Origin of the sequence: Citrobacter freundii ATCC 8090 = MTCC 1658 = NBRC 12681 (genome assembly GCF_011064845.1) — a bacterium.
GTDB lineage: Bacteria > Pseudomonadota > Gammaproteobacteria > Enterobacterales > Enterobacteriaceae > Citrobacter > Citrobacter freundii.
Genome location: NZ_CP049015.1, coordinates 2,083,011 through 2,107,671 on the forward strand (window position 1 = coordinate 2,083,011; position 24,661 = coordinate 2,107,671).

General features: G+C 49.7%; 23 protein-coding genes and 1 pseudogene. 14 read left to right on the forward strand and 10 right to left on the reverse strand.

Annotated elements, in window-relative coordinates; genetic code table 11:
• Positions 1–152: 152 nt before the first annotated feature.
• The gene (locus tag G4551_RS10005; protein WP_003840867.1) at positions 153–860 is read left to right on the forward strand and encodes a CTP synthase C-terminal region-related (seleno)protein; all 708 of its coding nucleotides are present in this window, start codon (positions 153–155) and stop codon (positions 858–860) included.
• A gap of 36 nt (positions 861–896) precedes the next feature.
• On the opposite strand, the gene G4551_RS10010 is transcribed toward G4551_RS10005, so the two are convergent.
• Positions 897–2,084, reverse strand: a complete 1,188-nt coding sequence (locus tag G4551_RS10010) for a CynX/NimT family MFS transporter (protein WP_003030718.1) — start codon at positions 2,082–2,084, stop codon at positions 897–899.
• Positions 2,085–2,183: 99 nt separating this feature from the next.
• Between G4551_RS10010 and G4551_RS10015 the strand changes: the two are divergent.
• Positions 2,184–2,976, forward strand: a pseudogene (locus G4551_RS10015) (AraC family transcriptional regulator); the annotation flags it as partial.
• Here the strand turns inward: G4551_RS10015 and G4551_RS10020 are convergent.
• The 3 genes from G4551_RS10020 to dgcJ all read right to left on the reverse strand — a co-directional run bounded on the left by G4551_RS10020 (position 2,959) and on the right by dgcJ (position 5,581).
• Positions 2,959–3,405, reverse strand: a complete 447-nt coding sequence (locus tag G4551_RS10020) for a DUF441 domain-containing protein (RefSeq protein ID WP_003832453.1) — start codon at positions 3,403–3,405, stop codon at positions 2,959–2,961. The pseudogene G4551_RS10015 and the gene G4551_RS10020 overlap by 18 nt on opposite strands.
• Positions 3,406–3,543: 138 nt before the next feature.
• Positions 3,544–4,047, reverse strand: coding sequence for a YbaK/prolyl-tRNA synthetase associated domain-containing protein (locus G4551_RS10025; protein ID WP_003840868.1), 504 nt, complete (start codon positions 4,045–4,047; stop codon positions 3,544–3,546).
• A 43-nt stretch (positions 4,048–4,090) separates the two neighbouring features.
• A complete protein-coding gene (dgcJ, locus tag G4551_RS10030; RefSeq protein ID WP_003840869.1) occupies positions 4,091–5,581 on the reverse strand; it encodes a diguanylate cyclase DgcJ in 1,491 nt (496 codons plus the stop codon).
• 163 nt (positions 5,582–5,744) lie between these two features.
• Between dgcJ and G4551_RS10035 the strand changes: the two genes are divergently transcribed.
• A complete protein-coding gene (locus tag G4551_RS10035; protein ID WP_003840870.1) occupies positions 5,745–6,515 on the forward strand; it encodes a class I SAM-dependent methyltransferase in 771 nt (256 codons plus the stop codon).
• Positions 6,516–6,580: 65 nt separating this feature from the next.
• Here G4551_RS10035 and G4551_RS10040 read toward each other — a convergent pair whose 3' ends face one another.
• Both G4551_RS10040 and yeaG read right to left on the reverse strand, forming a co-directional pair.
• Complete coding sequence (locus G4551_RS10040; protein WP_003030708.1) at positions 6,581–7,864, reverse strand: YeaH/YhbH family protein; 1,284 nt, start codon at positions 7,862–7,864, stop codon at positions 6,581–6,583.
• A 121-nt stretch (positions 7,865–7,985) separates the two neighbouring features.
• Complete coding sequence (gene yeaG / locus G4551_RS10045) at positions 7,986–9,920, reverse strand: protein kinase YeaG (RefSeq protein WP_003030707.1); 1,935 nt, start codon at positions 9,918–9,920, stop codon at positions 7,986–7,988.
• 433 nt (positions 9,921–10,353) lie between these two features.
• On the opposite strand from yeaG, the gene G4551_RS10050 reads away from it, so the two are divergent.
• Positions 10,354–11,100, forward strand: a complete 747-nt coding sequence (locus G4551_RS10050) for a MipA/OmpV family protein (RefSeq protein ID WP_003030706.1) — start codon at positions 10,354–10,356, stop codon at positions 11,098–11,100.
• 159 nt (positions 11,101–11,259) lie between these two features.
• Positions 11,260–12,114, forward strand: a complete 855-nt coding sequence (locus G4551_RS10055; protein WP_003840871.1) for an aldo/keto reductase — start codon at positions 11,260–11,262, stop codon at positions 12,112–12,114.
• A 105-nt stretch (positions 12,115–12,219) separates the two neighbouring features.
• On the opposite strand, the gene G4551_RS10060 is transcribed toward G4551_RS10055, so the two are convergent.
• Together G4551_RS10060 and gapA are read right to left on the reverse strand one after the other, a co-directional pair.
• Entirely contained in the window at positions 12,220–13,104 is an 885-nt protein-coding gene (locus tag G4551_RS10060) for a D-hexose-6-phosphate mutarotase (RefSeq protein ID WP_003840872.1), read from the reverse strand.
• An 83-nt stretch (positions 13,105–13,187) separates the two neighbouring features.
• On the reverse strand, positions 13,188–14,183 hold the full coding sequence (gene gapA, locus G4551_RS10065) for a glyceraldehyde-3-phosphate dehydrogenase (RefSeq protein WP_003030697.1): 996 nt from the start codon (positions 14,181–14,183) through the stop codon (positions 13,188–13,190).
• Positions 14,184–14,524: 341 nt separating this feature from the next.
• On the opposite strand from gapA, the gene msrB reads away from it, so the two are divergent.
• Positions 14,525–14,938 (forward strand): peptide-methionine (R)-S-oxide reductase MsrB, encoded by a 414-nt coding sequence (msrB, locus tag G4551_RS10070; RefSeq protein WP_003030695.1) that lies wholly within the window; start codon positions 14,525–14,527, stop codon positions 14,936–14,938.
• Positions 14,939–14,980: 42 nt separating this feature from the next.
• Positions 14,981–15,256, forward strand: coding sequence for a YeaC family protein (locus G4551_RS10075; RefSeq protein ID WP_003030693.1), 276 nt, complete (start codon positions 14,981–14,983; stop codon positions 15,254–15,256).
• A gap of 44 nt (positions 15,257–15,300) precedes the next feature.
• On the opposite strand, the gene yajD is transcribed toward G4551_RS10075, so the two are convergent.
• Together yajD and chiD are read right to left on the reverse strand one after the other, a co-directional pair.
• Positions 15,301–15,645: an HNH nuclease YajD gene (yajD, locus tag G4551_RS10080; protein WP_003832478.1), complete on the reverse strand. Its 345-nt coding sequence runs from the start codon at positions 15,643–15,645 to the stop codon at positions 15,301–15,303.
• 93 nt (positions 15,646–15,738) lie between these two features.
• The gene (gene chiD / locus G4551_RS10085; protein ID WP_003840873.1) at positions 15,739–16,992 is read right to left on the reverse strand and encodes a chitinase ChiD; all 1,254 of its coding nucleotides are present in this window, start codon (positions 16,990–16,992) and stop codon (positions 15,739–15,741) included.
• Between the two features lie 296 nt (positions 16,993–17,288).
• On the opposite strand from chiD, the gene G4551_RS10090 reads away from it, so the two are divergent.
• From G4551_RS10090 to G4551_RS10120, 7 genes are all read left to right on the forward strand, one after another.
• Entirely contained in the window at positions 17,289–18,365 is a 1,077-nt protein-coding gene (locus tag G4551_RS10090; protein ID WP_003030686.1) for a zinc-binding dehydrogenase, read from the forward strand.
• Between the two features lie 26 nt (positions 18,366–18,391).
• A complete protein-coding gene (locus tag G4551_RS10095; protein WP_003840874.1) occupies positions 18,392–19,771 on the forward strand; it encodes an MFS transporter in 1,380 nt (459 codons plus the stop codon).
• A gap of 17 nt (positions 19,772–19,788) precedes the next feature.
• Entirely contained in the window at positions 19,789–20,832 is a 1,044-nt protein-coding gene (locus G4551_RS10100) for an NAD(P)-dependent alcohol dehydrogenase (RefSeq protein WP_003840875.1), read from the forward strand.
• 24 nt (positions 20,833–20,856) lie between these two features.
• Positions 20,857–21,693 (forward strand): ketose-bisphosphate aldolase, encoded by an 837-nt coding sequence (locus tag G4551_RS10105; protein WP_003840876.1) that lies wholly within the window; start codon positions 20,857–20,859, stop codon positions 21,691–21,693.
• Between the two features lie 4 nt (positions 21,694–21,697).
• Positions 21,698–22,645: a carbohydrate kinase family protein gene (locus G4551_RS10110; protein ID WP_003840877.1), complete on the forward strand. Its 948-nt coding sequence runs from the start codon at positions 21,698–21,700 to the stop codon at positions 22,643–22,645.
• 9 nt (positions 22,646–22,654) lie between these two features.
• Complete coding sequence (gene ydjG / locus G4551_RS10115) at positions 22,655–23,638, forward strand: NADH-dependent methylglyoxal reductase (RefSeq protein ID WP_003840878.1); 984 nt, start codon at positions 22,655–22,657, stop codon at positions 23,636–23,638.
• Between the two features lie 136 nt (positions 23,639–23,774).
• Positions 23,775–24,533, forward strand: coding sequence for a DeoR/GlpR family DNA-binding transcription regulator (locus G4551_RS10120; protein WP_003030679.1), 759 nt, complete (start codon positions 23,775–23,777; stop codon positions 24,531–24,533).
• Positions 24,534–24,661: the final 128 nt, after the last annotated feature.

The following is a 24,661-nucleotide window of genomic DNA, read 5'->3' on the forward strand; positions in this document are numbered from 1 at the left end:
CGCTATTACGGTTAAATAAGATCGTAAAACGTGACCATTATAGCATTCCGCCAGCCCTGACTCCCAATTTAAGGGATTGTGATACCAACAAAAAATCGGTAGGCTGAGGCTCCTTATAGTGTCCCTCATTGTCTGGACATAAGGAAAGTTTAATGGAAATTTCCCCGATTAAAGATACGCTTCGCATTGCGCTGGTGGGCGATTACAACCCCGATATTGTGGCGCATCAGGCTATTCCTCTTGCCATTGATGATGCCGCTGCCGTCCTGGAATTAGTGGCTGATTATGACTGGCTAACCACATCTGATATCAGCAGCAGTGAGGACCTGGTAGGTTATGATGCCATTTGGGTCGTTCCAGGCAGTCCTTATCGCCACCTGGAAGGGGCGCTGATCGCGATAAGCTATGCGCGTGAAAACAGCATCCCATTCCTGGGTACCTGTGGCGGCTTTCAACATGCCATTCTGGAGTATGCCCGCAACGTGCTGGGCTGGATCGACGCCGCCCACGCGGAGACGGACACCACGGGTCGGATGGTGATAGCACCGTTGACCTGCTCGCTGGTAGAAAAAACGGATGATATTGAGCTTCGGGCCAATACGCTGATTGCCAAAGCCTACGGACGGGATGTTATCTCGGAGGGATATCACTGCAACTACGGCGTATCGGAAGATTTTGCCGCTGAGCTGGAGCGTGGCGATCTCCGTGTGACCGGTTGGGATGAGGCTGGTGATATTCGTGCCATTGAGCTGGTGACACATCCATTTTATGTCGGCACGCTCTTTCAGCATGAACGCGGAGCGCTGGCGGGAAAACCCGTACCTCTGGTTCAGGCGATGCTGCGCGCCGCGCGCGGATAAATATTGGGCAGGTTGTCCGCGAACCTGCCCTCTGCATTATGCGCTCGCGATCTCCCGATTGCGCCCCGCGCACAAACCAAACACCGCCATCAGCATCGCTAACACGGCGACACCCGTTAATGGAATCAGCCAACTACCGTTGAGGTCGTGAATTTTCCCCATCAGCGGTGGCCCACAGGCGGCCAGTAAATATCCGACAGACTGTGCCATGCCGGAGAGAGCGGCAGCCTGATGCGCTGAGCTTGCGCGCAGGCCAATAAAGGTTAAGCCAAGGATCATCGTCGCGCCTGAGCCAAAGCCAAACAGGATGGTCCATAGCAATGCCTGGTCGGGCATTATGGCGAATCCCGCCGCGCCGACGGCGCACATTAACGAAACCAGAGCGGCGATGGCGCGCTGATCCTTAAATCTGTTCAGGACGAGAGGGATCAATATTCCCGGCGCGGCAGTCGCCAGCTGCAGTAAACCATGCAACGAACCGGCCTGAGATTCACTGTAGCCATGGCTAATTAAAATGGCGGGTAGCCAGCCGATGATGACGTAATAGACAAGGGAGTTGATCCCCAGAAACAGCGTCACTTGCCAGGCTAGGCCAGAGCGCCAGATCGCGCGGGAATGCAAGGCGCGCGAGTTACTCAGGCTGGCATGAGCAGTCTGGCGGCATTGGGGCAACCAGATAATCAGCGCCAGCAGCGGGAAGGCCATCAGCACCATCAACGCACCGCGCCAGCCAAATCCATTTAGTGCCAATGGAACCACAATTGCCGAGCCTAGTGCCGCCGCCGCGCCCATGGTCAGCGAGTATGCGCCAGTGAGTTTCGCCACATGCTGGGAAAAATCTCGCTTAATCAATCCGGGTAACAGCACATTTCCCAACGCGATTCCGCAACCAATGATGGCGGTACCGCTAAACAGGAACCCTGAGGAAGGCAGCGAACGAATCGCAATACCTACGCAAATCAACAGCATCGCGGCAAACAGGCTACGTTCGATGCCCCAGCGGCGCGCAACGGCGGCAGCCAGGGGTGATACCAGCGCGAAGGCCAGCAGCGGCAGGGTAGTCAGAAGTCCAGTCTGGGCGGTACTCAAACCGTAGTCGGCGCGAATGGCATCCAGCAACGGGGCTGCGCCGGTAAAGGTGACGCGCAGTGTGGTGGCAATCATCAGGATCCCCGCGATCAGCAACGCTGCATTTTTGCCACGGGAGGAAGGTGTAGTAATCATTTTTTTCTCATATCGTCAGGCGAGGCGATACTTTAGCGTTTTTACACTATGGATGAATCAAGCTAAAATGACAGATTATCGCTAAAATAGGACATTCTTATGTTGGGGCTGAGACTGGATGGATATGAGCCCGATTTGCACCACGATGCGGCGGTCGCATTTTGTATTCAGGCTCGGGAAGATGAACTTTTCAGTCCGCTGCATCAGCATCGTAAGGGACAGTTGATCCTGGCGCTGCATGGTGCGATCACCTGTGAAGTTGAAAATGCTATGTGGATGGTGCCTCCGCAATATGCTGTGTGGATCCCTGGCGAAATTCCACACAGCAACCACGTTACCGTAGGCGCGCAATTGTGTTTTCTGTTTATTGAGCCGCAGGCTGTCGTGATGCCTGAACGTTGCTGCACGCTGAAAATCGCCCCGTTATGTCGGGAACTCATTCTGGCGCTGGCGTCCAAATCGGATGCTCAGCGACTGGAGCCGGCAACCCAGCGGCTGACGCAAGTGTTGTTTGATGAACTCCCGCAGCAACCACAGGAGCAGATGCAGTTACCGGTTTCCGATCACCCGAAAATTCGCAGAATGGTCGCAACGATGGCGAAAGAGCCAGCACAATGGCAGACGTTGGGACAATGGGCCAGCGTATTTGCGATGAGTGAACGTAACCTTGCTCGTCTGGTCGTCAAAGAAACGGGGTTGAGTTTTCGCCGTTGGCGTCACCAGCTCCAGCTGATTCTGGCGCTGCAGGCGTTGATCGATGGCCGCAATGTACAACAGGTCGCGCAAATGCTCGGGTACGATTCGACCACGGCATTTATCACTATGTTCAAAAAAGGCCTGGGGCAGACGCCAGGCCGTTATCTGAACGGGCTGGCTACTGCTTCCCAACAATCAACGAGACCAGGCCTGCCGCAATAAGCGGCCCCACCGGCACACCGCGAAACAGCGCCACGCCCAGTACCGTGCCCACCAGTAATCCGGCAACAAGCTGGGGCTGACTGCCCATGAGCGTAACGCCGCGTCCGCCGAGCCATGAGACAAATACCCCGACGGCAATAGCGACCAGTGATTTCCAGTTTACAAAGGAGTGGATGAGCGTGGAGGGCGGTAGCGTTCCGCTGGCGATCGGTGCCATGACGCCAATGGTCAGAATGATAATCCCGACGGTCAGGCCCTGTTTTTCAATCCAGGGGAAGAAAGTATTCAGAGGGGTAACACGGACAATGATCAGCACCAGAATTGAAACAGCGACAGTGGTGTTGTGGCTGACAAAGCCCAGAGCTGCCAGTCCGAGGAGGATCAGCAGAGTGACATCAAACATCGTAGTTTCCTTGCCAAAAGAAAAAATAAGCCTGCTTACTGTACGCGTAAATGCGTGACGGAACAGGCTTTTTTTAATGATTATGATTTTTTTTGGGCTAACGCACGATGCGACGTTTTTTACTGCTAACGCAGACCATTATTGTTCGCGGCGGAAAGGGATTAATTCAGGTTGCGCGATACGCAGGTAATCTGCGGTATCCATGATCACGGATTTTTCCAGCAACCCGGCATTAAACGCAATTTCATGAAAACGCTCAAACAGTAGCGGATCAGCGACCAGCTTTAGATTAGGATGAAAACTGAACGGTGGGATAGCGCCAAATACGCAGCCAGTCAGTTCATCTACCTCCGCCGGGCTGGCAAGAGACGCTCTCAACCCACCAATATGGCTGGCTAACAGGCTCAGGTCGGCCTGCTGATCGGCAGAGAGGATCGCCAGAACATGCTGATTGACGCCGTTGCCTTTTACTTTGCAGACCAGCGCTTTTGCTCCCTGGCCCAGTGCGGTACCACGAATTTCAGAAACTGCCTCACATTTGCCGACGGCTTCATGGCTTACCACGCGGTACGTTGCGCCTTGCTCTGACAACAGCGAGATTAAACGCTGATGCGTTGCGTTACCTTTGTTCACTTCCGTCATGACTTACTCCTGGTACAACAATGAAAATCCTGCAGAAAAATAATCACGCACCGGCGTGTTTTTTCTGTTTGTTCAGATAGAGCTGTGCATCAGATGCTTTGTAAGCATCATCAATAGTGTCGTTCGGCTGCATATTGTAAACCCCGGCAGAGAAGCTGATGGATATATCATGCGCAATAATTTGTAAGTTATAGCGAATTCTCTCCAGCAGGCGGGGCGTTAAATCACTGGGGTGGTCGATGAGGATAATACAAAACTCATCGCCGCCGAGGCGGATGGCGTAGTCGCTTTTGCGAATAGAGCTTTGAATGGCTTTGGCCAGATGGGTGATAATCCGATCGCCTTCTTTATGCCCTAACGTGTCATTGATGACTTTCAGTTTATCGCAGTCGATGGCGATAAAGGTGACGAGCGTTCCCGTGTTCACCAACTGTTGCAAACGCTGCTCAAGCGCCGGCGTTAAAATTTTACGGTTGTATAGCCCGGTCATCGCATCACTGACATTTTCCCGCGTGACGTTGTGATACAACCGAAAATGCGTTCTGACCATATTCAGCAGTAATATCGTTGCCAGTAAATAGAATGCAAATATCTTCCAGGACGAGACAATAAAATACATAACATCGAGTGAGAGTGTGATGCGTATACCACCGGGTATGTCCTTCTCATAGTCAACATAGCGGAACAGATCGGTTTCACTTTTATGAACGAGAATCTCTTTACCGGAGCTGGTATCCGAGACCGTTACGTTAAGATAGCGCCAGACGAGAGGGCGGTCGCTGGTATAGAAAATATTCTGTAAATTCTCTTTATTAATATCTACCATCACCACACCTTTTAACTTACCGGTGTAGTAGACCGGTGTTAAAAAGCTCATCACTTTTTTCTCGGTCAGGTTATCTTCATAAATACTGGAAATCACCGTGCGGCCGGTGAAAATACCATCAATATCATTCTGGTCGATTCCCAGCGTACCTTTTTGCAAAAACGACCAGTTGTGTATCGCAAATTTCCGCGAGTCGATCAAATCATAGAAATAGACGTAGTTATTTTTGAGATCGACGTAATATCGAAATTTATACTCTAACGTCCCTAATCCCTGACCGTAATCTTTCTGCTGACGATTAACATTGACCGCCCGGTCAAAAGAAGGCAGCAGAAAAATGTCATCAAGCTGTTCACTACATTTTGTTGAGGTGGTCTGCAACGTACCGTGCAATGGCAGATAGTTGTGCTTAGTAAGGTTGAGCCCATGAGCGCCGTTAACGCTGTCGAAAGCGGTGCAAAGTGCTTTTTGCTGTTCGAGAGAGGCTGGCTCATGGGGGGACGAAAATGTGCGCATCAGATGGGCTGCGATGCTTTGATTTGTGTACTTATCATAGAGAAACGATGAGTCGGCTTTCTCATTGATATAGCGCATGTACGCATTCATTGCTTTATCGCTGGCAATGAGCTCATAAACCAAAAAAGAAGACGTCAAAACAATTACGCTGACGGAGATAAAGAGCCTGAGCGCTTTATGATGCAATTTCATAATGATTTACAGCCCTGTAAGTCTGATAGTTCAGTCTATCACACGGCATACATCCGCTCTAACGCTACGGGCAAGGACATTTTGTAATAAAAATCATTCGCGCGCTTCACCTTTAACTCTTAATGTTGTATTTATAATGCAGCTTATAAAAGGAGACAGGCCAATGAGCGCGACTGAAAAAGCGGGTCATACATTTTTAGCCAGCCTGGGCAAAACACGTCTGCGTCCGGGCGGCGTTGAAGCAACAGAATGGTTGTTTAGCCAATCACAGCTGACGCCCGGCAGCCAGGTGCTTGAAGTGGCGTGCAACATGGCCACGACGGCGATAGAGTTAGTTCAACGCTTTGGTTGTACGGTCTACGCTATCGATATGGATAAAACCGCGCTGTCTAATGCCAGAAATAATGTGGCAGCAAATGGGCTGGAAAATCACATTCATGTGATGGCTGCGAATGCCAGTACCCTGCCTTTTGCGGATAACAGTTTCGATGTTGTGATTAACGAAGCCATGCTGACAATGTATGCCGATAAAGCGAAGGCGAAGTTAATAGCCGAATATTATCGCGTGTTGAAGCCCGGTGGGCGCCTGCTCACCCACGATATTATGTTCACCGCCCAAAAACTGGGCGCGGGCGAACAGGGCCAGCTTGTCGATGTGGTGAAATCAAACGTTAGCCCAATGACCAGACAAGGCTGGCGTGATTTGTTTCTTAACTCCGGGTTCGAACAGGTCTTGCAGCAGAATGGCAACATGTCGCTGATGTCACCGCGCGGATTAATTCGTGATGAAGGGCTTACAGGGGCAGTTAAAATTGTGTTTAACGGCTTACGCACGAGCGAAAATCGTCGTCGGTTCCTGAAAATGTTTCGCTTCTTCCGTTCGCAACGTCATCAGCTAAACTACATTGCCTGCTGCTCTGTTAAGGGAAAATAAAAACAGGATGGGGCACTATTTATAAAATCAGTCAGCACATCTACGCGCTGACTGATTTGTTTAGATTAATTGTTACTGGTCGTACTTTGCTTATGAAACAGTTCGCGAAATACCGGGTAAATATCATCCTGGTCGCGGATATGCTGCATCGCAAAGTTATCAAAGGTTGATTGCAGATGTTCGTATTCACGCCATAAGGTTTGGTGGGCGCGGCGAGTGATTTCGATATAGCTGTAATAGCGTACCACTGGCAGTAGCTTTTTCGCCAAAATCTCATGACACAGCGGTGAATCATCTGCCCAGTTATCACCGTCCGATGCCTGTGCAGCATAGATGTTCCACTGGGCAGGGTTGTAGCGATCTTTCACCACTTCATCCATTAACTTCAGCGCACTGGAGACAATGGTTCCCCCGGTTTCCTGAGAGTAGAAGAACTCATGTTCATCCACTTCTTTCGCCTGGGTATGGTGGCGAATATAAACCACCTCCACGTTCTTATAGGTCCGGCTTAAGAACAGATACAGCAGGATATAAAAACGTTTAGCCATATCTTTGGTCGACTGATCCATCGAACCAGAGACGTCCATCAGGCAGAACATCACCGCCTGGCTGGAAGGGTCGGGGCGTTTTTCATAATTTTTGTAGCGTAAATCAAAGGTGTCGATAAATGGCACGCGTTCGATTTTTGCCCGCAGTTCGGCAATCTCTTTGCGTAACCGTTCCTCTTCCAGCAACTGCGCTGGTTCGCTTTTCGCGATGGTTTCCAGATCCGCTTCGAGAGCATGCAGTTCGCGACGCTTACCCGCTGTCATCGCCGTACGGCGCGCCAGTGAGTTTTGCAGGGATCGCACCACGCTAATGTTGGCAGGCACACCGTTAGAGGTAAAACCTGCCCGGTGTGTTTTATACTCCGTTAACTGACGCTGCTGATTCTGCTTCAGGTTAGGAAGTGCTAAATCTTCGAACAACAGATCAAGATATTCATCTTTAGAGATCTGAAAGACGAACTCATCCTGACCCTCACCATCCTGGCTGGCCTGGCCTTGTCCACTTCCTGAGCCGCCACCGCCGCCTTGTGGGCGTTCAATGCGGTCATTCTGCACAAAATGGTCGTTACCCGGATGTACGCGATGGCGCAGGCCACCACGTCCCTGATGAAACATTGGTTCGCTAATATCATCAGTCGGAATAGAGACAGATTCGCCGCTATCCACATCAGTCACCGAACGCTTGTTAATGGCCTCGGAGATCGACTGTTTAATTTGCGATTTATAACGGCGTAAGAAGCGCTGGCGGTTTACCGTGCTCTTGTTTTTGCCGTTAAGACGCCGGTCAATAAACCAGGTCATAAGCCCCCCGTACTGCCAACTGTTCGCCATGTCTGTAAGTGCCGGATGGCGCTGTCGCTATCCGGCCTACGGAACATTGTTTTGCAAGCCCGGTAAGCGCATGCGCCACCGGGCACTTATGTTAAGACGATTTACGTACGCGCAAATACCATTCGCACAGTAAACGCACTTGTTTACGCGTGTAGCCTTTTTCCATCATACGGTCGACAAAATCGTCGTGTTTTTTCTGCTCGTCAGTCGAGGTTTTAGCATTGAACGAAATGACCGGCAGCAGCTCCTCGGTATTGGAGAACATTTTCTTCTCAATAACCGTGCGTAGTTTTTCGTAACTGGTCCAGTTTGGATTGCGACCGCTGTTATTCGCTCTGGCACGCAGAACAAAGTTGACGATCTCGTTACGGAAATCTTTCGGGTTACTGATACCCGCCGGCTTCTCAATTTTCTCCAGTTCTGAGTTCAGTGACTCGCGATCAAACAGCTGCCCGGTATCTGGATCGCGATACTCCTGATCCTGAATCCAGAAATCCGCATAAGTGACATAACGGTCGAAAATGTTCTGTCCGTATTCGGAATAGGATTCGAGATAAGCTGTCTGGATCTCCTTGCCGATGAATTCAGCATATTTCGGGATCAGATAGCCTTTCAGGAACTCAAGATAACGCTCAGCTTGCTCCTGCGGGAACTGTTCACGCTCGATTTGCTGCTCCAGTACGTAGAACAGATGAACCGGGTTAGCTGCCACTTCAGCATGGTCAAAGTTAAATACGCGAGAGAGGATCTTAAACGCGAAACGCGTGGACAGACCGTTCATTCCCTCATCAACCCCGGCGTAATCACGATACTCCTGATAGGATTTCGCTTTTGGATCGGTATCTTTCAGGCTTTCGCCATCGTAAACGCGCATCTTCGAGTAAATGCTCGAGTTCTCAGGTTCTTTCAGGCGAGAAAGAATGGTAAAGCGAGAGAGCGTTTCCAACGTGCCCGGTGCGCAAGGCGCATGGGTCAGCTCACTGTGGTTAAGCAGTTTTTCGTAAATTTTGATCTCTTCAGAGATCCGCAGGCAATAAGGCACTTTGACGATGTAAACACGGTCAAGGAACGCCTCATTGTTTTTGTTATTACGGAACGTTACCCATTCAGACTCGTTCGAGTGGGCAAGAATAATCCCGTTAAACGGCAGGGCGGAGATACCTTCTGTCCCGTTGTAGTTTCCTTCCTGGGTGGCGGTCAGCAGAGGATGCAGCACTTTAATCGGTGCTTTAAACATCTCAACGAACTCCATAATCCCCTGGTTTGAGCGGCACAGTGCGCCCGAATAACCGTAGGCATCAGGATCGTTCTGGGCGTGGTGTTCGAGTTTACGAATATCCACTTTCCCGACCAGCGCAGAAATATCCTGGTTGTTTTCATCACCAGGCTCCGTTTTAGCGATAGCGATCTGCTCCAGAATAGACGGCCAGACTTTGACGACGCGGAATTTTGTAATGTCCCCGCCAAAATCATGCAGACGTTTAGCAGCCCACGGCGACATGATCGTACCGAGATAACGACGCGGGATCCCATACTCTTTTTCCAGGATCTGCGCGTCTTCCTGCGGATTAAACAGGCATAACGGATGATCGTTGACCGGGCTACGTTCGCCATTGGCGCTCAGGACATAAATCGGTACTCGTTGCATCAGCGACTTCAGCCGCTCAGCAAGAGATGATTTCCCCCCTCCCACAGGCCCCAGCAGATACAGAATCTGCTTCTTCTCTTCCAGACCTTGAGCCGCATGCTTCAAATAAGAAACAATCTGCTCAATGGCGTCTTCCATGCCGTAAAACTCTTCAAAAGCGGGATAGCGTGCAATTACCCGATTCGAAAAGAGTCGAGAAAGTCGAGGTTCATGGGCAGTGTCAACCATGACAGGCTCACCAATAGCCATTAATAGCCGCTCTGCCGCGTTGGCATAAGCACTGCGATCTTGCCGACAAGTGGTAAGAAACTCCTGCAGCGTGAACTCTTCGTCCTTGGCAGCTTCATAACGCTGGCGATAGTGATCGAATATATTCATGGTATGCCGTCCTTTCGTTTTTTAGCACATGTTAAGAGCCGTTCATATGAATAGTAGAGGCCCCTGAAGAGGTAAACTGAACGACGTCGCTGCTGAAGAAATAAGCAACTCTCATGCCATTTTAGTGGTCAGGAGATCAACGTATTCGGTGATACACCTTCTAAAATTAAGCGTAGATGGCATTTGCAAAACTTGCCTGTGTGCGCAAATGAATTTCAATGGCATATCAATAACTCATCAGCAAAAAAAGCACATCTTATGTAAAGAATTGGAGCGGGATTCATGCGGTGTTCACCGTGCTGCAAGCAAAATGTCATCACTCGCTGAGAAATTAGGGGGTTACATTCTGGGGTGAATACGTAAAATAGTTGGGCTGAAGCGTATTGGCGGTTACACTTTGACCGCTACACATTTGAATAAGGAATTATGGATTGTGACCAAACTCAAACTTCTGGCACTTGGCGTCCTTGCCGCAACCGCAGTTAGCACCGCACAGGCGGAAAGTCAGTGGACTGTTGGCGCGGGTGTTGGTGTGATTAACAGCCCGTACAAACAGTATGACCGCGATGTTTACCCTGTTCCGGTTGTCACCTATGAAGGCGATAATGTGTGGTTCCGCGGCTTGGGTGGCGGTTACTATTTGTGGAATGATACGGCAGATAAGCTTTCCATCATGGCGTACTATGATCCGACGCATTTCAAGCCGGGTGATAGCGATAGCCATGCTTTACGCCAACTCGACAAGCGTAAAAGCAGCTTGATGGCTGGTCTATCATATGTACATAACACCCAGTATGGTTTCCTGCGTACCGCACTGGCGGGTGATACCCTGGATAACAGCAACGGCTTTATCTGGGATCTGGCCTGGCTCTACCGTTACACCAATGGTGGTCTGACCCTGACGCCGGGTATCGGTGTGCAGTACAGCAGCGAAAACTACAACGACTACTATTATGGTGTGTCCAATCACGAGTCTCGCCGCAGTGGTCTGAATAGCTACAACGCTGACGATGGATGGGATCCGTACCTGGAGTTGACCGCGAGCTATAACTTCCTTGGCAACTGGAACGTGTACGGCACTGGCCGTTATGTGCGTTTGAGTGATGAAGTTAAAGACAGCCCGATGGTCGATAAGTCCTGGTCTGGCATCTTCTCGGTGGGTGTGACCTACAAGTTCTGATACTACTCGGTGTCAAACACTAGCCCGCATCTCTGCGGGCTTTTTTACGTCATTAAATTTAAGACAACCCCCAGATCATGATGGTGCAATTTGTGCACCCTAACAGGACACATGCACGTTGTTTTGCTTTACTGTGGTGCATTAACACAGGAGGGTGCGATGACAGCGAAACAGGTGACGTTTACAAACCAGGTATCGCTTCCTGCTATTGGGCAGGGAACATGGTACATGGGCGAGGATCCAAGCCGACGCCGGGATGAAGTGTCTGCGCTGCAGGCCGGACTGGATCTCGGCCTGCGATTGATTGATACCGCAGAAATGTACGCTGATGGTGCAGCGGAAGAGGTGGTGGGTGAAGCATTAACGGGACGGCGTGATAGCGCTTTTTTAGTCTCGAAAGTTTACCCATGGAATGCCGGTGGAGAGAAAGCCATTGCCGCCTGCGAAGCCAGCCTGCGTCGACTGAAAACTGATTATCTGGATCTCTATTTGCTGCACTGGATGGGCGATTTTTCATTTGCAGAGACCGTCGATGCCATGGAAACACTGATTGCGCAAGGGAAAATCCGCCGTTGGGGCGTCTCAAATCTCGATTATGATGATATGCAGGCGTTATGGCAGGTACCCGGTGGACGGGAGTGTGCGACTAACCAGGTGCTTTATCATTTAGCCTCGCGCGGTATTGAATATGATTTACTGCCGTGGTGCCAGCAGCAGCAGATGCCGGTTATTGCATACAGTCCGCTGGCCCAGGCGGGACGCCTGCGTGGCGATTTGCTTTCTAATTCCGTGGTGAATGACATTGCGCGCGTGCACAATGTTAGTGCTGCGCAGATTTTGCTGGCGTGGGTGATTCGTCAGTCGGGTGTAATAGCAATTCCGAAAGCCGCAAGCGTAGCGCATGTCGAACAAAATGCCGCCGCGCTGCAGATAACGCTCTCTGTAGATGAGCTGAAGCAGTTAGATAAGGCGTATCCGGCGCCAAAAGGTAAAACAGCGCTGGATATGGCCTGATTTGCCAAATGACGATGCTCACGCAGCTTATCAGGCCAACGGCTGCGTGTGGTTTGCATGCCGGATAAGGCGTTAGCCGCATCCGGCATGTTGTGCAGAGTTGTCTTAGCGTTTAGCAACACGAATAGTCTGCGCGAGGCGAGATGGTTTTTCTTCGGTGGTTTTCTGCGGAGCGGTCGCGTAAGCCGTTTCTACACAAACAAACGTTTTGTAGCCATCATCCGGCATGTCGCCCATACTGACGGACAGCGCTGGGCCAGGGTTCCAGCCCACGACATTCAGGTGGTGGTGGTGGACAACGTCGATATTGCGATTCAACGCATCATCATGAATCACGCTGCACGCTTCCGGATTCAGATAGACACGATCGGTGCGGTCCGGGAAGGTCTGGATACCATCAGCCAGCACATCTTCTTTAGCATCATTCACTTTATCGATCAGGCGATCGCCGAGACCACTAACTTTCACTGCCGCAATGTCACCAACGTTGAAATAGGTATGCAGTGCCGAGGTGGTTTCAAACTCACCGTGAGCTTCCAGCTCCATCTCACAGGTGGCTCCCACTTTGAAACGGGCCAGCAGGCAAAACTCGTGCGGCCAAAGCTGATGCGTTTCGGCATTGCTCTGCAGTTCAAACGTCAACACCACGCCATTGTCGTCTTCGTTGTGCGCTTTCAGCGTCCATGGCAAGTTACGGGCAAAACCATGCGAAGGCAGGCCCTGCTGAGCAGCCGGACCAAACCACGGCCAGCAAATGGGTACGCCGCCACGCAGCGCTACGCCGGTTTTAAACGGGGTATTGTTGCTTAACCACAGGACTTCCTCTTCGCCGTTTGGTTTCCAGGAAAGAAGATGTGCGCCCTGTAGCGCGAAAGACGCTTTAACCTGGGGGTGATCGACAACAAGAACCTCAAGCTCATCAAGCTGACGGCGGGAGAGGACAGGGGTAAGCTGTTCAATGACCGGGAGAGCGAAAATTTTGTTAATCATGATGCAATCCTTGGTATGTGAATATTTTGGTCATAAAAAAAGGCGACCGAAGTCGCCTTTTTGGATCAGATACTCATCTCAACTTATTTGGAGATGTGAGCAATCAGGTCCAGAACTTTGTTAGAGTAGCCGGTTTCGTTGTCGTACCAGGATACCAGTTTCACGAAGTTGTCGTTCAGTGCGATACCAGCTTTAGCATCGAACACGGAAGTGCAAACTTCACCGTTGAAATCGGTAGATACTACGTCGTCTTCGGTGTAACCCAGAACGCCTTTCATCGGGCCTTCGGAAGCAGCTTTGATTGCTTTCTTAATTTCTTCGTAAGAAGCAGCTTTTTCCAGACGAACGGTCAGGTCAACAACGGATACGTTCGGGGTAGGAACGCGGAACGCCATACCAGTCAGTTTGCCGTTCAGTTCTGGCAGTACTTTACCTACAGCTTTAGCAGCACCGGTAGAGGACGGGATGATGTTCTGGGATGCGCCGCGGCCGCCGCGCCAGTCTTTGTGAGACGGGCCATCAACGGTTTTCTGAGTAGCGGTGGTCGCGTGAACAGTAGTCATCAGACCTTCGATGATGCCGAAGTTGTCGTTGATAACTTTAGCCAGCGGAGCCAGGCAGTTAGTGGTGCAGGATGCGTTAGAAACGATGTCCTGACCTTCGTATTTGTCAAAGTTAGCGCCTTTAACAAACATCGGAGTGTTATCTTTGGACGGACCAGTCAGAACCACTTTTTTCGCGCCAGCAGTGATGTGCTTACGAGCGGTTTCATCTGTCAGGAACAGGCCAGTAGCTTCAGCTACTACGTCAACACCAACTTCGTCCCATTTCAGGTTAGCCGGATCACGTTCAGCGGTAACACGGATTTTTTTACCGTTTACGATCAGATGACCGTCTTTCACTTCAACGGTACCGTTGAAACGGCCGTGAGTGGAGTCATATTTCAGCATGTAAGCCATGTAGTCAGCGTCTAACAGGTCGTTGATTGCAACGATCTCGATGTCAGAGCGTTCTTGAGCAGCACGGAAAACAATGCGACCGATACGGCCAAAACCGTTGATACCTACTTTGATAGTCATATATTCCACCAGCTATTTGTTAGTGAATAAAAGGTTGCCTGTAAAATTACAAAAACCTTACGCAGCGTCAAGCGGAATCGTGTCAATCATTGCGACAAATCAATCTGCTGCCTAAGCTTTGCGCAACTGACTCGCCTCACTCTTCCTTTGGGCTTGAAACCACATGGGGTCGGCGGCCCGAATTTTAAAGGGCAATCAAGATAAAAACGTGATTCTGATCACGAATTGCAGGCTGCCATTTCGCAAGGATCAAGTTTAGAACAAAAGTTCGCACTCCGGTGTTAATGTTTTGTTAGAATCTGTCTCGCGATGTGAGTTTAGATAAAGCGAGATGTGAGCAAATGGCTAATCAACCTTCTCCAGAAGAACTGAAAAAAAATTTAACCGAAATGCAGTTCTACGTGACGCAGAATCACGGGACAGAACCGCCATTTACCGGGCGTTTGCTGCATAACAAGCGTGACGGCATCTACCACTGTCTGATCTGCGATAAACCGCTATTTCGTTCCGAGACAAAATATGACTCTGGCTGCGGCTGGCCCAGCTTTTACGAGCCTGTCAGCGATGAGGCTATCCATTACATAAAAGATACGTCACACGGCATGCAGCGCATAGAAATCCGCTGCGGAAACTGTGATGCGCACCTGGGACACGTCTTCCCGGATGGTCCGAAACCTACCGGTGAACGGTACTGCGTTAACTCAGCGTCTTTGAACTTCACCGATAGTGAAAACGGTGAGCAAACCAAGGGTTGAAGAAACGATTCAGCAAATTATTCTACGGAGAGTGGATTTAACATGAATCTTGATGAGATGATCAACAGTATGACGCCGGAAGTTTATCAGCGCTTATCGACTGCCGTTGAGCTCGGAAAATGGCCGGATGGGGTAGCGCTAACAGCAGAACAAAAAGAGAATAGCTTACAGTTGGTGATGTTATGGCAGGCGCGTAACAATATTGACGCGCAGCATATGACGATTGATACCAACGGTGAGATGGTGATGAAGAGCAAGCAGCAGTTGAAGGTTGAGTTTGGTATTACGCCCGAACCGATTGCGACGTTTAAATCCTGATTACCCAGGCCCGGCAGACATCGATGTCGGGCCTGCAGTTGATGTTATTTCTTATTCATCATCGCTTTCAGATCGGCGAACGGGTTGTATTTCGCTTCGCCTACGGCCTTTTGCGCATCTTCTCCTGCAACCACCGTTGAACCATACTGGTCCGCTTCCGTATATTTGGAATGCTCGTGATCGTGGCAGTACAGGCACAACATTTCCCAGTTGCTACCATCTTCTGGGTTATTCGAGTGATCGTGATCGATATGGTGTACCGTCAACTCGCGCAAATTTGAATACACGAACTCACGGGAACAGCGTCCACAGACCCAGGGAAAGAGTTTAAGCGCCTTTTCCCGGTAACCGACTTCCAGACGGGCGTAATTTTTAGGGATAAAAGCCATAAAGCTCATGCCTCCAGTAGAAAATGAAGAGCTGCGCCAAAAGCTGGCGCAGCAGAATGTGCTAATCATAACCTATTGTGTCAGGCGTTGGGATCAGTGTTTGATGCCTAACGAATCGGCTAACTGCTTCGCCAACTGATTATTGTCATCTGCGCCGTACTCCCAGAACATGGCGCCTCCCAACCCTTTGCTTTTGATGTAGTCGGCTTTGATCGCCACCGAACGCGGATTTTCATAGGAGAGGGCAAAGAGTGTTTTTCCATCTGCAGACTGCACCGACAGCCACGGCACTTTCGCTTCATCATCCCAATGTTGGCTAAAGCGTTTTTGCGGATCGTTGATCAACTTCGCCACGATATCGTTGTACTTCACGTAGGTATCTTTGCTCAGGTCGACGCCCAGTGATTTGAACAACTCAATTTGAGCTGACTCGAAATAGGGCTGGGTAGCCGGGTTTTTCTGCGCGTCAGGTTTGCTCCAGTCAATACCTGGCTCAACGGCGCGTTTTGGTACGCGTCCATAAAAGCCAATGCCCAGATTCATTTGGCTCGGTTTCAGACCGGCTGCGAGATAGTTACTGACCACAAAATCGGCGCTGTACTTATCCGCCGCGGCGACCGTCGGCCATTGCGTCGAATCATACAGGTTCGAGTTAAAATACTGGGTGCCGTAAGCCATGTCATAGGTCATCAGGTTGATGTAGTCGAGCGATGGTGCAATGGCTTTTACATCTACCCAGCTTTTCGGACTTTCTGCATTTGCGCCCACGGCGATGGTCAGCAGCTTTTTATGCCCCAATGCGGCCCGCAGTTCTGTTAGCAGCGCGGTAAAGTTAGCGCGGTCAGCCGGTTGGCTTTCGACCAGTCCCCAGGCGCCGTTAACCGGATATTCCCAGTCGAGATCGATGCCATCCAGACCATATTTCGCAATTATCTCTTGCGCAGACTGAATAAACACTGCGCGCGTATCCTTCGTTGCCGCCGCACCAGAGAATCCACGCGCTCCCCAGCCGCCGACGGAAAGTAACACTTTCAGGTTTGGATTTTGTTTACGCAGCTGTGGGATTTTCAGCAAATCATCCTGCACTTTCTGTGAAAGCCAAATTTGATGCAGTTTGCTGGCGTCTTTTAAGGCGTCATTGGTCTCGTCTTTTTCGTTGTTGTAGACAAGGCCAAACGAATAGTTGAGATGGGTTATCTGGCGAACATCCAGTTTATTGATGTCGCCGCCAGGACCGGCAGTGACGTCGCCACCGCCATTAAAGTAGCCAACTGACATCAGTGAACTGGCGGAAACAACGCTGGCGCAGAGCAGGGGTAATGCTGCCAACAAAGGCAATAGTTTCATCGGTGTTCCTCTTTGACATTTAAACAAGTAAACACGCCACGGAAATGGCGTGGCGAAAAAAAAAGCATCCGCAGGTTAACAGTTTCATAACAGGAAAAATGCGAAGGGGTTCACGCCATTTTAGCGAAGCGGCTGCCAGGTTCACTTGGTTTTCAATTCATCTTTGCATTTATTTGTGATCTTGGTTGTGAAATGCAGATAATAATCTGTGTTTTAAAGATTTGATGTTGACCTCAAAAATTATATGGATAAGTATGATTGTCACTGATGCAAAACTGAACACAAAGGAAAATTCAATGAAAGCACTGGCAAGATTTGGCAAGGCCTTTGGCGGCTATAAGATGATTGATGTACCGGAACCAGTTTGTGGCCCGGATGACATCGTGATTGAAATCAAAGCGGCGGCTATCTGCGGCGCGGACATGAAACACTACAATGTTGATAGCGGATCTGATCAATTTAACTCCATCCGCGGCCATGAGTTCGCCGGTAAAATTGTCCGCGTTGGCGACAAAGTTAAGGACTGGAAAGTCGGTCAGCGGGTGGTTTCTGACAATAGTGGACATGTATGCGGTGTTTGCCCGGCCTGCGAACAAGGCGATTTTCTGTGTTGTACAGAAAAAGTGAACTTAGGTCTCGACAACAACACATGGGGCGGAGGGTTCTCTAAATATTGCCTGGTGCCGGGGGAAATCCTCAAAATTCACCGCCATGCGCTGTGGGAAATCCCACAAGGCGTTGATTATGAAGAAGCGGCGGTGCTGGATCCTATCTGTAACGCCTACAAATCTATTGCTCAGCAATCCAAATTCCTTCCCGGCCAGGACGTCGTGGTTTTCGGCACCGGCCCATTAGGGCTCTTTTCCGTGCAAATGGCGCGCATCATGGGGGCCGTAAATATCGTAATGGTCGGGCTGGAAGAGGACGTTGCCGTACGCTTCCCGATCGCCAAAGAGCTGGGGGCGACAGCTGTCGTTAACGGTTCGACCGAAGATGTGGTTGCACGCTGCCAGGAAATCTGCGGTAAAGACAATCTGGGGCTAGTCATTGAATGCTCTGGTGCCAATATAGCTCTGAAACAATCGATCGAAATGCTGCGCCCGAATGGTGAAGTCGTTCGCGTCGGCATGGGCTTTAAACCTCTCGATTTCTCCATCAACGACATCACCGCGTGGAACAAAAGCATCATTGGCCATATGGCCTACGATTCTACATCCTGGCGCAACGCCATACGCCTGCTGGCCAGCGGAGCGATCAAGGTCAAACCGATGATCACTCACCGTATCGGCCTGTCGCAATGGCGCGAAGGATTTGACGCCATGGTCAATAAAACCGCGATTAAAGTCATCATGACTTACGACTTTGATGAATAACATGTTTATTAAAAGGACGTTATCGCATGGAACAAATAGCAAAACCGCACTGCGGCGCCAGACTGGACAGGCTACCTGACTGTCGCTGGCATACGTCAATGTTTGCGATGGTTGCCTTCGGATTACTGGTTTGCTGGAGTAATGCCGTCGGCGGATTAATTCTCGCGCAGTTAAAAGAACTTGGCTGGACTGATAATTCCACCACCGCCACGTTCTCTGCCATTACGACGGCTGGAATGTTTCTCGGCGCGCTCGGTGGGGGAATTATTGGCGATAAAATCGGGCGTAAAAACGCATTTATTCTATATGAAGCGATTCATATTATTTCTATGATCGTGGGTGCGTTTTCACCCAATATGACCTTTCTGATCGCCTGCCGTTTTGTAATGGGAGTTGGATTAGGCGCGCTGTTAGTGACCTTATTTGCCGGGTTTACCGAATATATGCCTGGCAGAAATCGTGGTACATGGTCGAGTCGGGTCTCGTTTATCGGCAACTGGTCTTATCCACTCTGTTCGCTGATTGCGATGGGGCTGACGCCACTTATCAGCGCGGAATGGAACTGGCGTGTACAGTTGTTGATTCCTGCGGTGCTGTCGCTCATAGCAACGGTTATTGCCTGGCGCAGTTTCCCTGAGTCGCCTCGCTGGCTGGAGTCTCGCGGGCGCTACCAGGAAGCCGAAAAGGTGATGCGGGCAATTGAGGAAGGTGTCATTCGACAGACCGGTAAGCCGCTGCCACCAGTCGTAATAGATGATGATGGCAAACAACCGTGTTCTGTTCCGTACTCCGCATTATTAACAGGGGTGTTACTGAAGCGGGTTATTTTGGGTTCCTTTGTTCTGATTGCCATGAACGTCGTCCAGTACACCTTAATTAATTGGCTACCGACAATATTTATGACACAGGGCATTAATCTGAAAGACTCCATTGTCTTAAATACCATGAGTATGTTCGGCGCGCCGTTTGGGATTTTTATCGCCATGCTGGTAATGGATAAAATTCCGAGAAAGACCATGGGTGTGGGGTTATTAGTGTTAATTGCCGTGCTGGGATATATCTATTCACTGCAAACCAGCATGCTGCTGATTACGCTAATTGGTTTCTTCCTGATTACTTTTGTCTATATGTACGTTTGCTACGCCTCGGCAGTCTATGTTCCGGAAATATGGCCAACCGAAGCGAAACTCCGCGGTTCTGGTCTGGCGAATGCGGTAGGACGTATCAGTGGTATCGCTGCGCCTTATGCGGTCGCGGTATTGCTTAATGGTTATGGAGTGACGGGTGTATTTGTACTGCTGGGTGCGGTCTCCATTATTGTCGCTGTCGCCATTGCTACCATCGGAATTGAAACCAAAGGCGTCTCTGTCGAAAGTCTCGGTATTGATGCAGTTACCAGCAAATAATATTGATGGGAAATAAAATGAAAAATTCAAAAGCGATATTAAAAACGCCGGGCACGATGAAAATTATTGCCGCCGATATCCCGGTGCCAAAAGAGCACGAAGTGCTGATTAAAGTGGAATACGTTGGAATTTGTGGATCAGATGTTCATGGTTTTGAATCAGGTCCTTTTATTCCGCCGAAAGATCCCAATCAGGAAATTGGTCTGGGGCATGAATGCGCCGGTACGGTGGTGGCAGTAGGGAACCGTGTGACTAAATTTAAACCCGGCGACCAGGTGAATATCGAACCGGGCGTGCCGTGCGGTCACTGCCGCTACTGTCTGGAAGGGAAATACAACATCTGCCCTGATGTTGACTTTATGGCCACGCAACCTAATTATCGCGGCGCGCTAACCCACTATCTGTGCCATCCGGAGAGCTTCACTTACAAGTTGCCCGATAATATGGACACCATGGAAGGCGCGCTGGTAGAGCCCGCGGCGGTAGGGATGCATGCCGCAATGCTGGCGGACGTTAAACCGGGCAAGAAAATCGTCATTCTGGGGGCGGGCTGTATTGGTTTAATGACCCTGCAAGCCTGTAAATGTTTGGGTGCTACCGACATTGCGGTGGTTGATGTCCTGGAAAAGCGTCTGACCATGGCCGAGCAACTTGGCGCGACGACCGTGATCAACGGGGCGAAAGAGGACACCGTTGTCCGCTGCCAGCAGTTCTCCGGAGATATGGGGGCCGATATTGTTTTTGAAACCGCAGGTTCAGCGATCACTGTTAAGCAGGCTCCATATCTGGTAATGCGCGGCGGGAAAATCATGATCGTGGGTACTGTACCTGGTGATTCAGCGATTAATTTCCTCAAAATTAACCGTGAAGTGTCTATTCAGACCGTTTTCCGTTATGCCAACCGCTACCCGGTCACGATTGAAGCCATCTCCTCAGGGCGTTTTGATGTGAAGTCGATGGTGACGCATATTTACGATTATGAAGATGTTCAGCGCGCGTTTGATGAATCCGTTAATAACAAATGTGAAATTATCAAAGGCGTTATTAAAGTAAATTATTAATCTATTGAAAAGGGAGAAATAACCATGCTGGCAGATATTAAATATTGGGAAAATGATGCTCAAAATAAACATTATGCAATTGCCCACTTTAACGTGTGGAATGCGGAAATGTTAATGGGAGTGATTGATGCGGCGGAAGAATCTAAATCGCCGGTAATTATCTCCTTCGGTACCGGCTTTGTGGGTAATACCTCGTTTGAAGATTTTTCGCATATGATGGTTTCTATGGCGAAAAAAGCCTCGGTGCCGGTTATTACCCACTGGGATCACGGACGCAGCATGGAGATAATCCATAACGCATGGGCCCACGGCATGAATTCACTGATGCGTGATGCTTCCGCTTTTGATTTCGAGGAGAATATTCGCCTGACCAAAGAGGCGGTCGATTTCTTCCACCCGCTGGGTATTCCGGTCGAAGCAGAGCTGGGCCATGTGGGTAATGAAACGGTCTACGAAGAGGCGCTGGCGGGTTATCACTACACTGACCCAAGCCAGGCGGCTGAGTTTGTCGAGCGTACCGGCTGTGACTCGCTGGCGGTAGCGATTGGTAACCAGCACGGCGTCTACACCTCCGAACCGAAACTGAACTTTGACGTGGTTAAACGAGTGCGTCAGGCGGTATCCGTTCCGCTGGTGCTGCACGGCGCGTCCGGCATTAGCGACGCGGATATCAAAAAAGCCATTTCATTAGGCATTTCGAAAATCAATATTCACACCGAACTGTGCCAGGCCGCAATGGTGGCGGTGCAGGAGAACCAGGACCAGCCGTTCCTGCACGTTGAACGTGAAGTACGTAAAGCCGTAAAAGCGCGCGCGCTGGAGAAAATCAAATTGTTTGGTTCAGACGGTAAAGCGGAATGACAATATGGATAATATCGAGGTTATTTGTATAGGGGCGGCAATTGTTGATATTCCCTTGCAACCAGTGAGTAAAAATATCTTTGATGTTGACTCTTATCCATTAGAACGAATAGCTATGACCACGGGAGGTGACGCTATTAATGAGGCGACGATTATTTCTCGCCTCGGCCATCGCACGGCGTTAATAGGCCGGATAGGTGACGATGCTGCGGGGCATTTTATTGTCGACCACTGCCGTCGGGAGAATATTGATATTAAAAGCCTGAAGCAGGATGCTGATATTGATACTTCCATTAACGTGGGTTTAGTCACCGCTGATGGTGAACGCACCTTTGTGACTAACCGTAACGGCAGCTTATGGAAACTGAATATAAACGATGTTGATTTTGACCGTTTCTCTCAAGCAAAGCTGCTGTCGCTGGCGAGTATTTTTAATAGCCCGTTGTTGGATGGTGATGCACTGACGGCAATTTTCACTCAGGCGAAAGCGCATAAGCTCATTATCTGCGCGGATATGATTAAACCGCGACTGAATGAAACGCTGGACGATATCCGTGAAGCGCTGAGCTACGTGGATTATCTGTTTCCCAATTTTGAAGAGGCAAAACTGCTCACTGGGAAAGAGACGCTGGATGAGATTGCCGACAGTTTTCTGAACTGTGGCGTGAAAACCGTCGTGATTAAGACCGGCAAGAGAGGCTGTTTTATCAAGCGTGTTGACATGAAAATGGAGGTCCCGGCGGTGTCAGGAATTACCGCCATCGACACCATCGGCGCGGGGGATAACTTTGCTTCAGGATTTATCTCCGCGCTGCTAGAAGGCAAACCGCTTCGCGACTGCGCGCTGTTTGCTAATGCAACGGCGGCAATATCGGTACTGAGCGTGGGTGCCACGACGGGTGTGAAGAACAGAAAGCTGGTTGAACAACTTCTTGACGAATACGAAGGGTAATAGCGGCAGATGAAAATGATTCCTTTAGGAAGTACGGATATTACGCTTTCCCGCATGGGATTAGGCACATGGGCTATTGGCGGTGGTCCGGCATGGAATGGCGATCTCGATCTGCAGATTTGTATCGATACCATTGTTGAGGCGCATCGCTGCGGTATCAATCTGATTGATACCGCGCCAGGCTACAACTTTGGCAACAGTGAAGTGATTGTCGGTCAGGCGCTGAAAAAGCTGCCGCGCAGCGAGGTAGTGGTTGAAACCAAATGCGGCATCGTCTGGGAGCGAACAGGCAGCCTGTTTAACAAAGTGGGCGATCGCCAGCTGTATAAAAACCTCACGCCTGGGTCTATTCGCGAAGAGGTTGATGCCAGCCTGCAAAGATTGGGTATCGACAGTATTGATATCTATATGACCCACTGGCAGTCGGTCGAACCCTGTTTTACGCCGATTGCGGAAACCGTAGACACGCTGAACGCACTGAAAAAAGAGGGGAAAATCCGTTCGATTGGTGCGGCGAACGTCAATGCCGGGCATATCAGGGAGTATCTCAAACACGGTGAGCTGGATATTATCCAGGCCAAGTACAGCATTCTTGACCGGGCGCTGGAAGCTGAACTGCTGCCGCTATGTCAGCAGAATGGCATCATCGTGCAGGTATATTCACCGCTTGAGCAGGGGTTGTTGACCGGTACTATCGCCCGAGATTATGTTCCTGGCGGCGCGCGGGCTAACAAGGTCTGGTTTCAGCGGGAAAATATGTTGCGGGTGATTGATATGCTTGGGCAGTGGCAGCCGCTTTGTGAAAAATACCGCTGCACAATTCCCGCACTAGCTCTGGCGTGGATTTTAAAGCAAAGCGATTTGATCACCTTACTGAGTGGCGCAACCGCACCTGAACAGGTTCGCGAGAATGTCGAGGCGTTAACCATTCCCCTGACAGATGATGATTCATTATTGATGAGGCGAATGGCGGAAGCGTTGGATATAAATTAATTCAGATAGGATTGACCTCTGTTTCTGTGTAAAAGAGTATTAAAATCTGTGATTCAGACATGTTCTTTTGAAAATAAATATAGCCTGTGAGATACTAGGGTCTTATTATTACTTTGCAGGAAACAGAGGTATCATCGTGGCGGCAAAAGACAGGATTCAGGCCATTAAGCAAATGGTGGCTAACGATAAGAAAGTGGTGGTATCTAATTTAAGTTCAATCTTTCAGGTGACTGAGGAAACGATTCGCCGCGATCTTGAAAAACTGGAAGATGAAGGTTTTTTGACCCGAACATATGGCGGTGCAGTGCTCAATACCACCGCGTTGTCCGACAATATTCATTTTTATAAGCGTGCAAAATCTTTCTTCGAAGAAAAGCAGATCATTGCACGTAATGCATTACCGTTTATTAAAAATAAGACCACAATGGCTGCCGACTCCAGCAGTACCGCGATGGAATTATTAAAGCTGTTGAAGGAAAGAAACGATCTGACGTTGCTTACCAATTCGGCTGAAGCATTTCATGAGCTGGCGCAGTCAGAAATTAACGTGGTCTCTACTGGCGGTGAGCTGAATAAGAATACGCTGTCGCTGCAGGGAAGAATCACCAAGGAGATTATCAGCCGCTATCATGTTGATATCATGGTGATGAGCTGCAAAGGTTTGGATATGCAGAGTGGGGCGCTTGATTCTAATGAAGCGGAAGCGGAAATCAAAAAAACCATGATCCGCCAGGCGACTGAGGTGGCATTGTTAGTTGATCACTCAAAGTTTGATCGTAAAGCTTTCGTTCAGCTAGTGGACTTTAGCCATATTAATTACCTAATAACCAATAAGGCACCGGGTGCAGAGTGGATTGCATTTTGCAAAGAGAATAATATTCAACTCGTTTATTAACTATAGCGAGGGTTGTGTCGATATTATTTTAGTTTGCACCTGGGAAATGCCATAAGAATCTAATGATGATGGATGGCGCGGCAAAATTGCTTCTGCCGCGATCGCCATACTTTCTATTTAGCTGAATT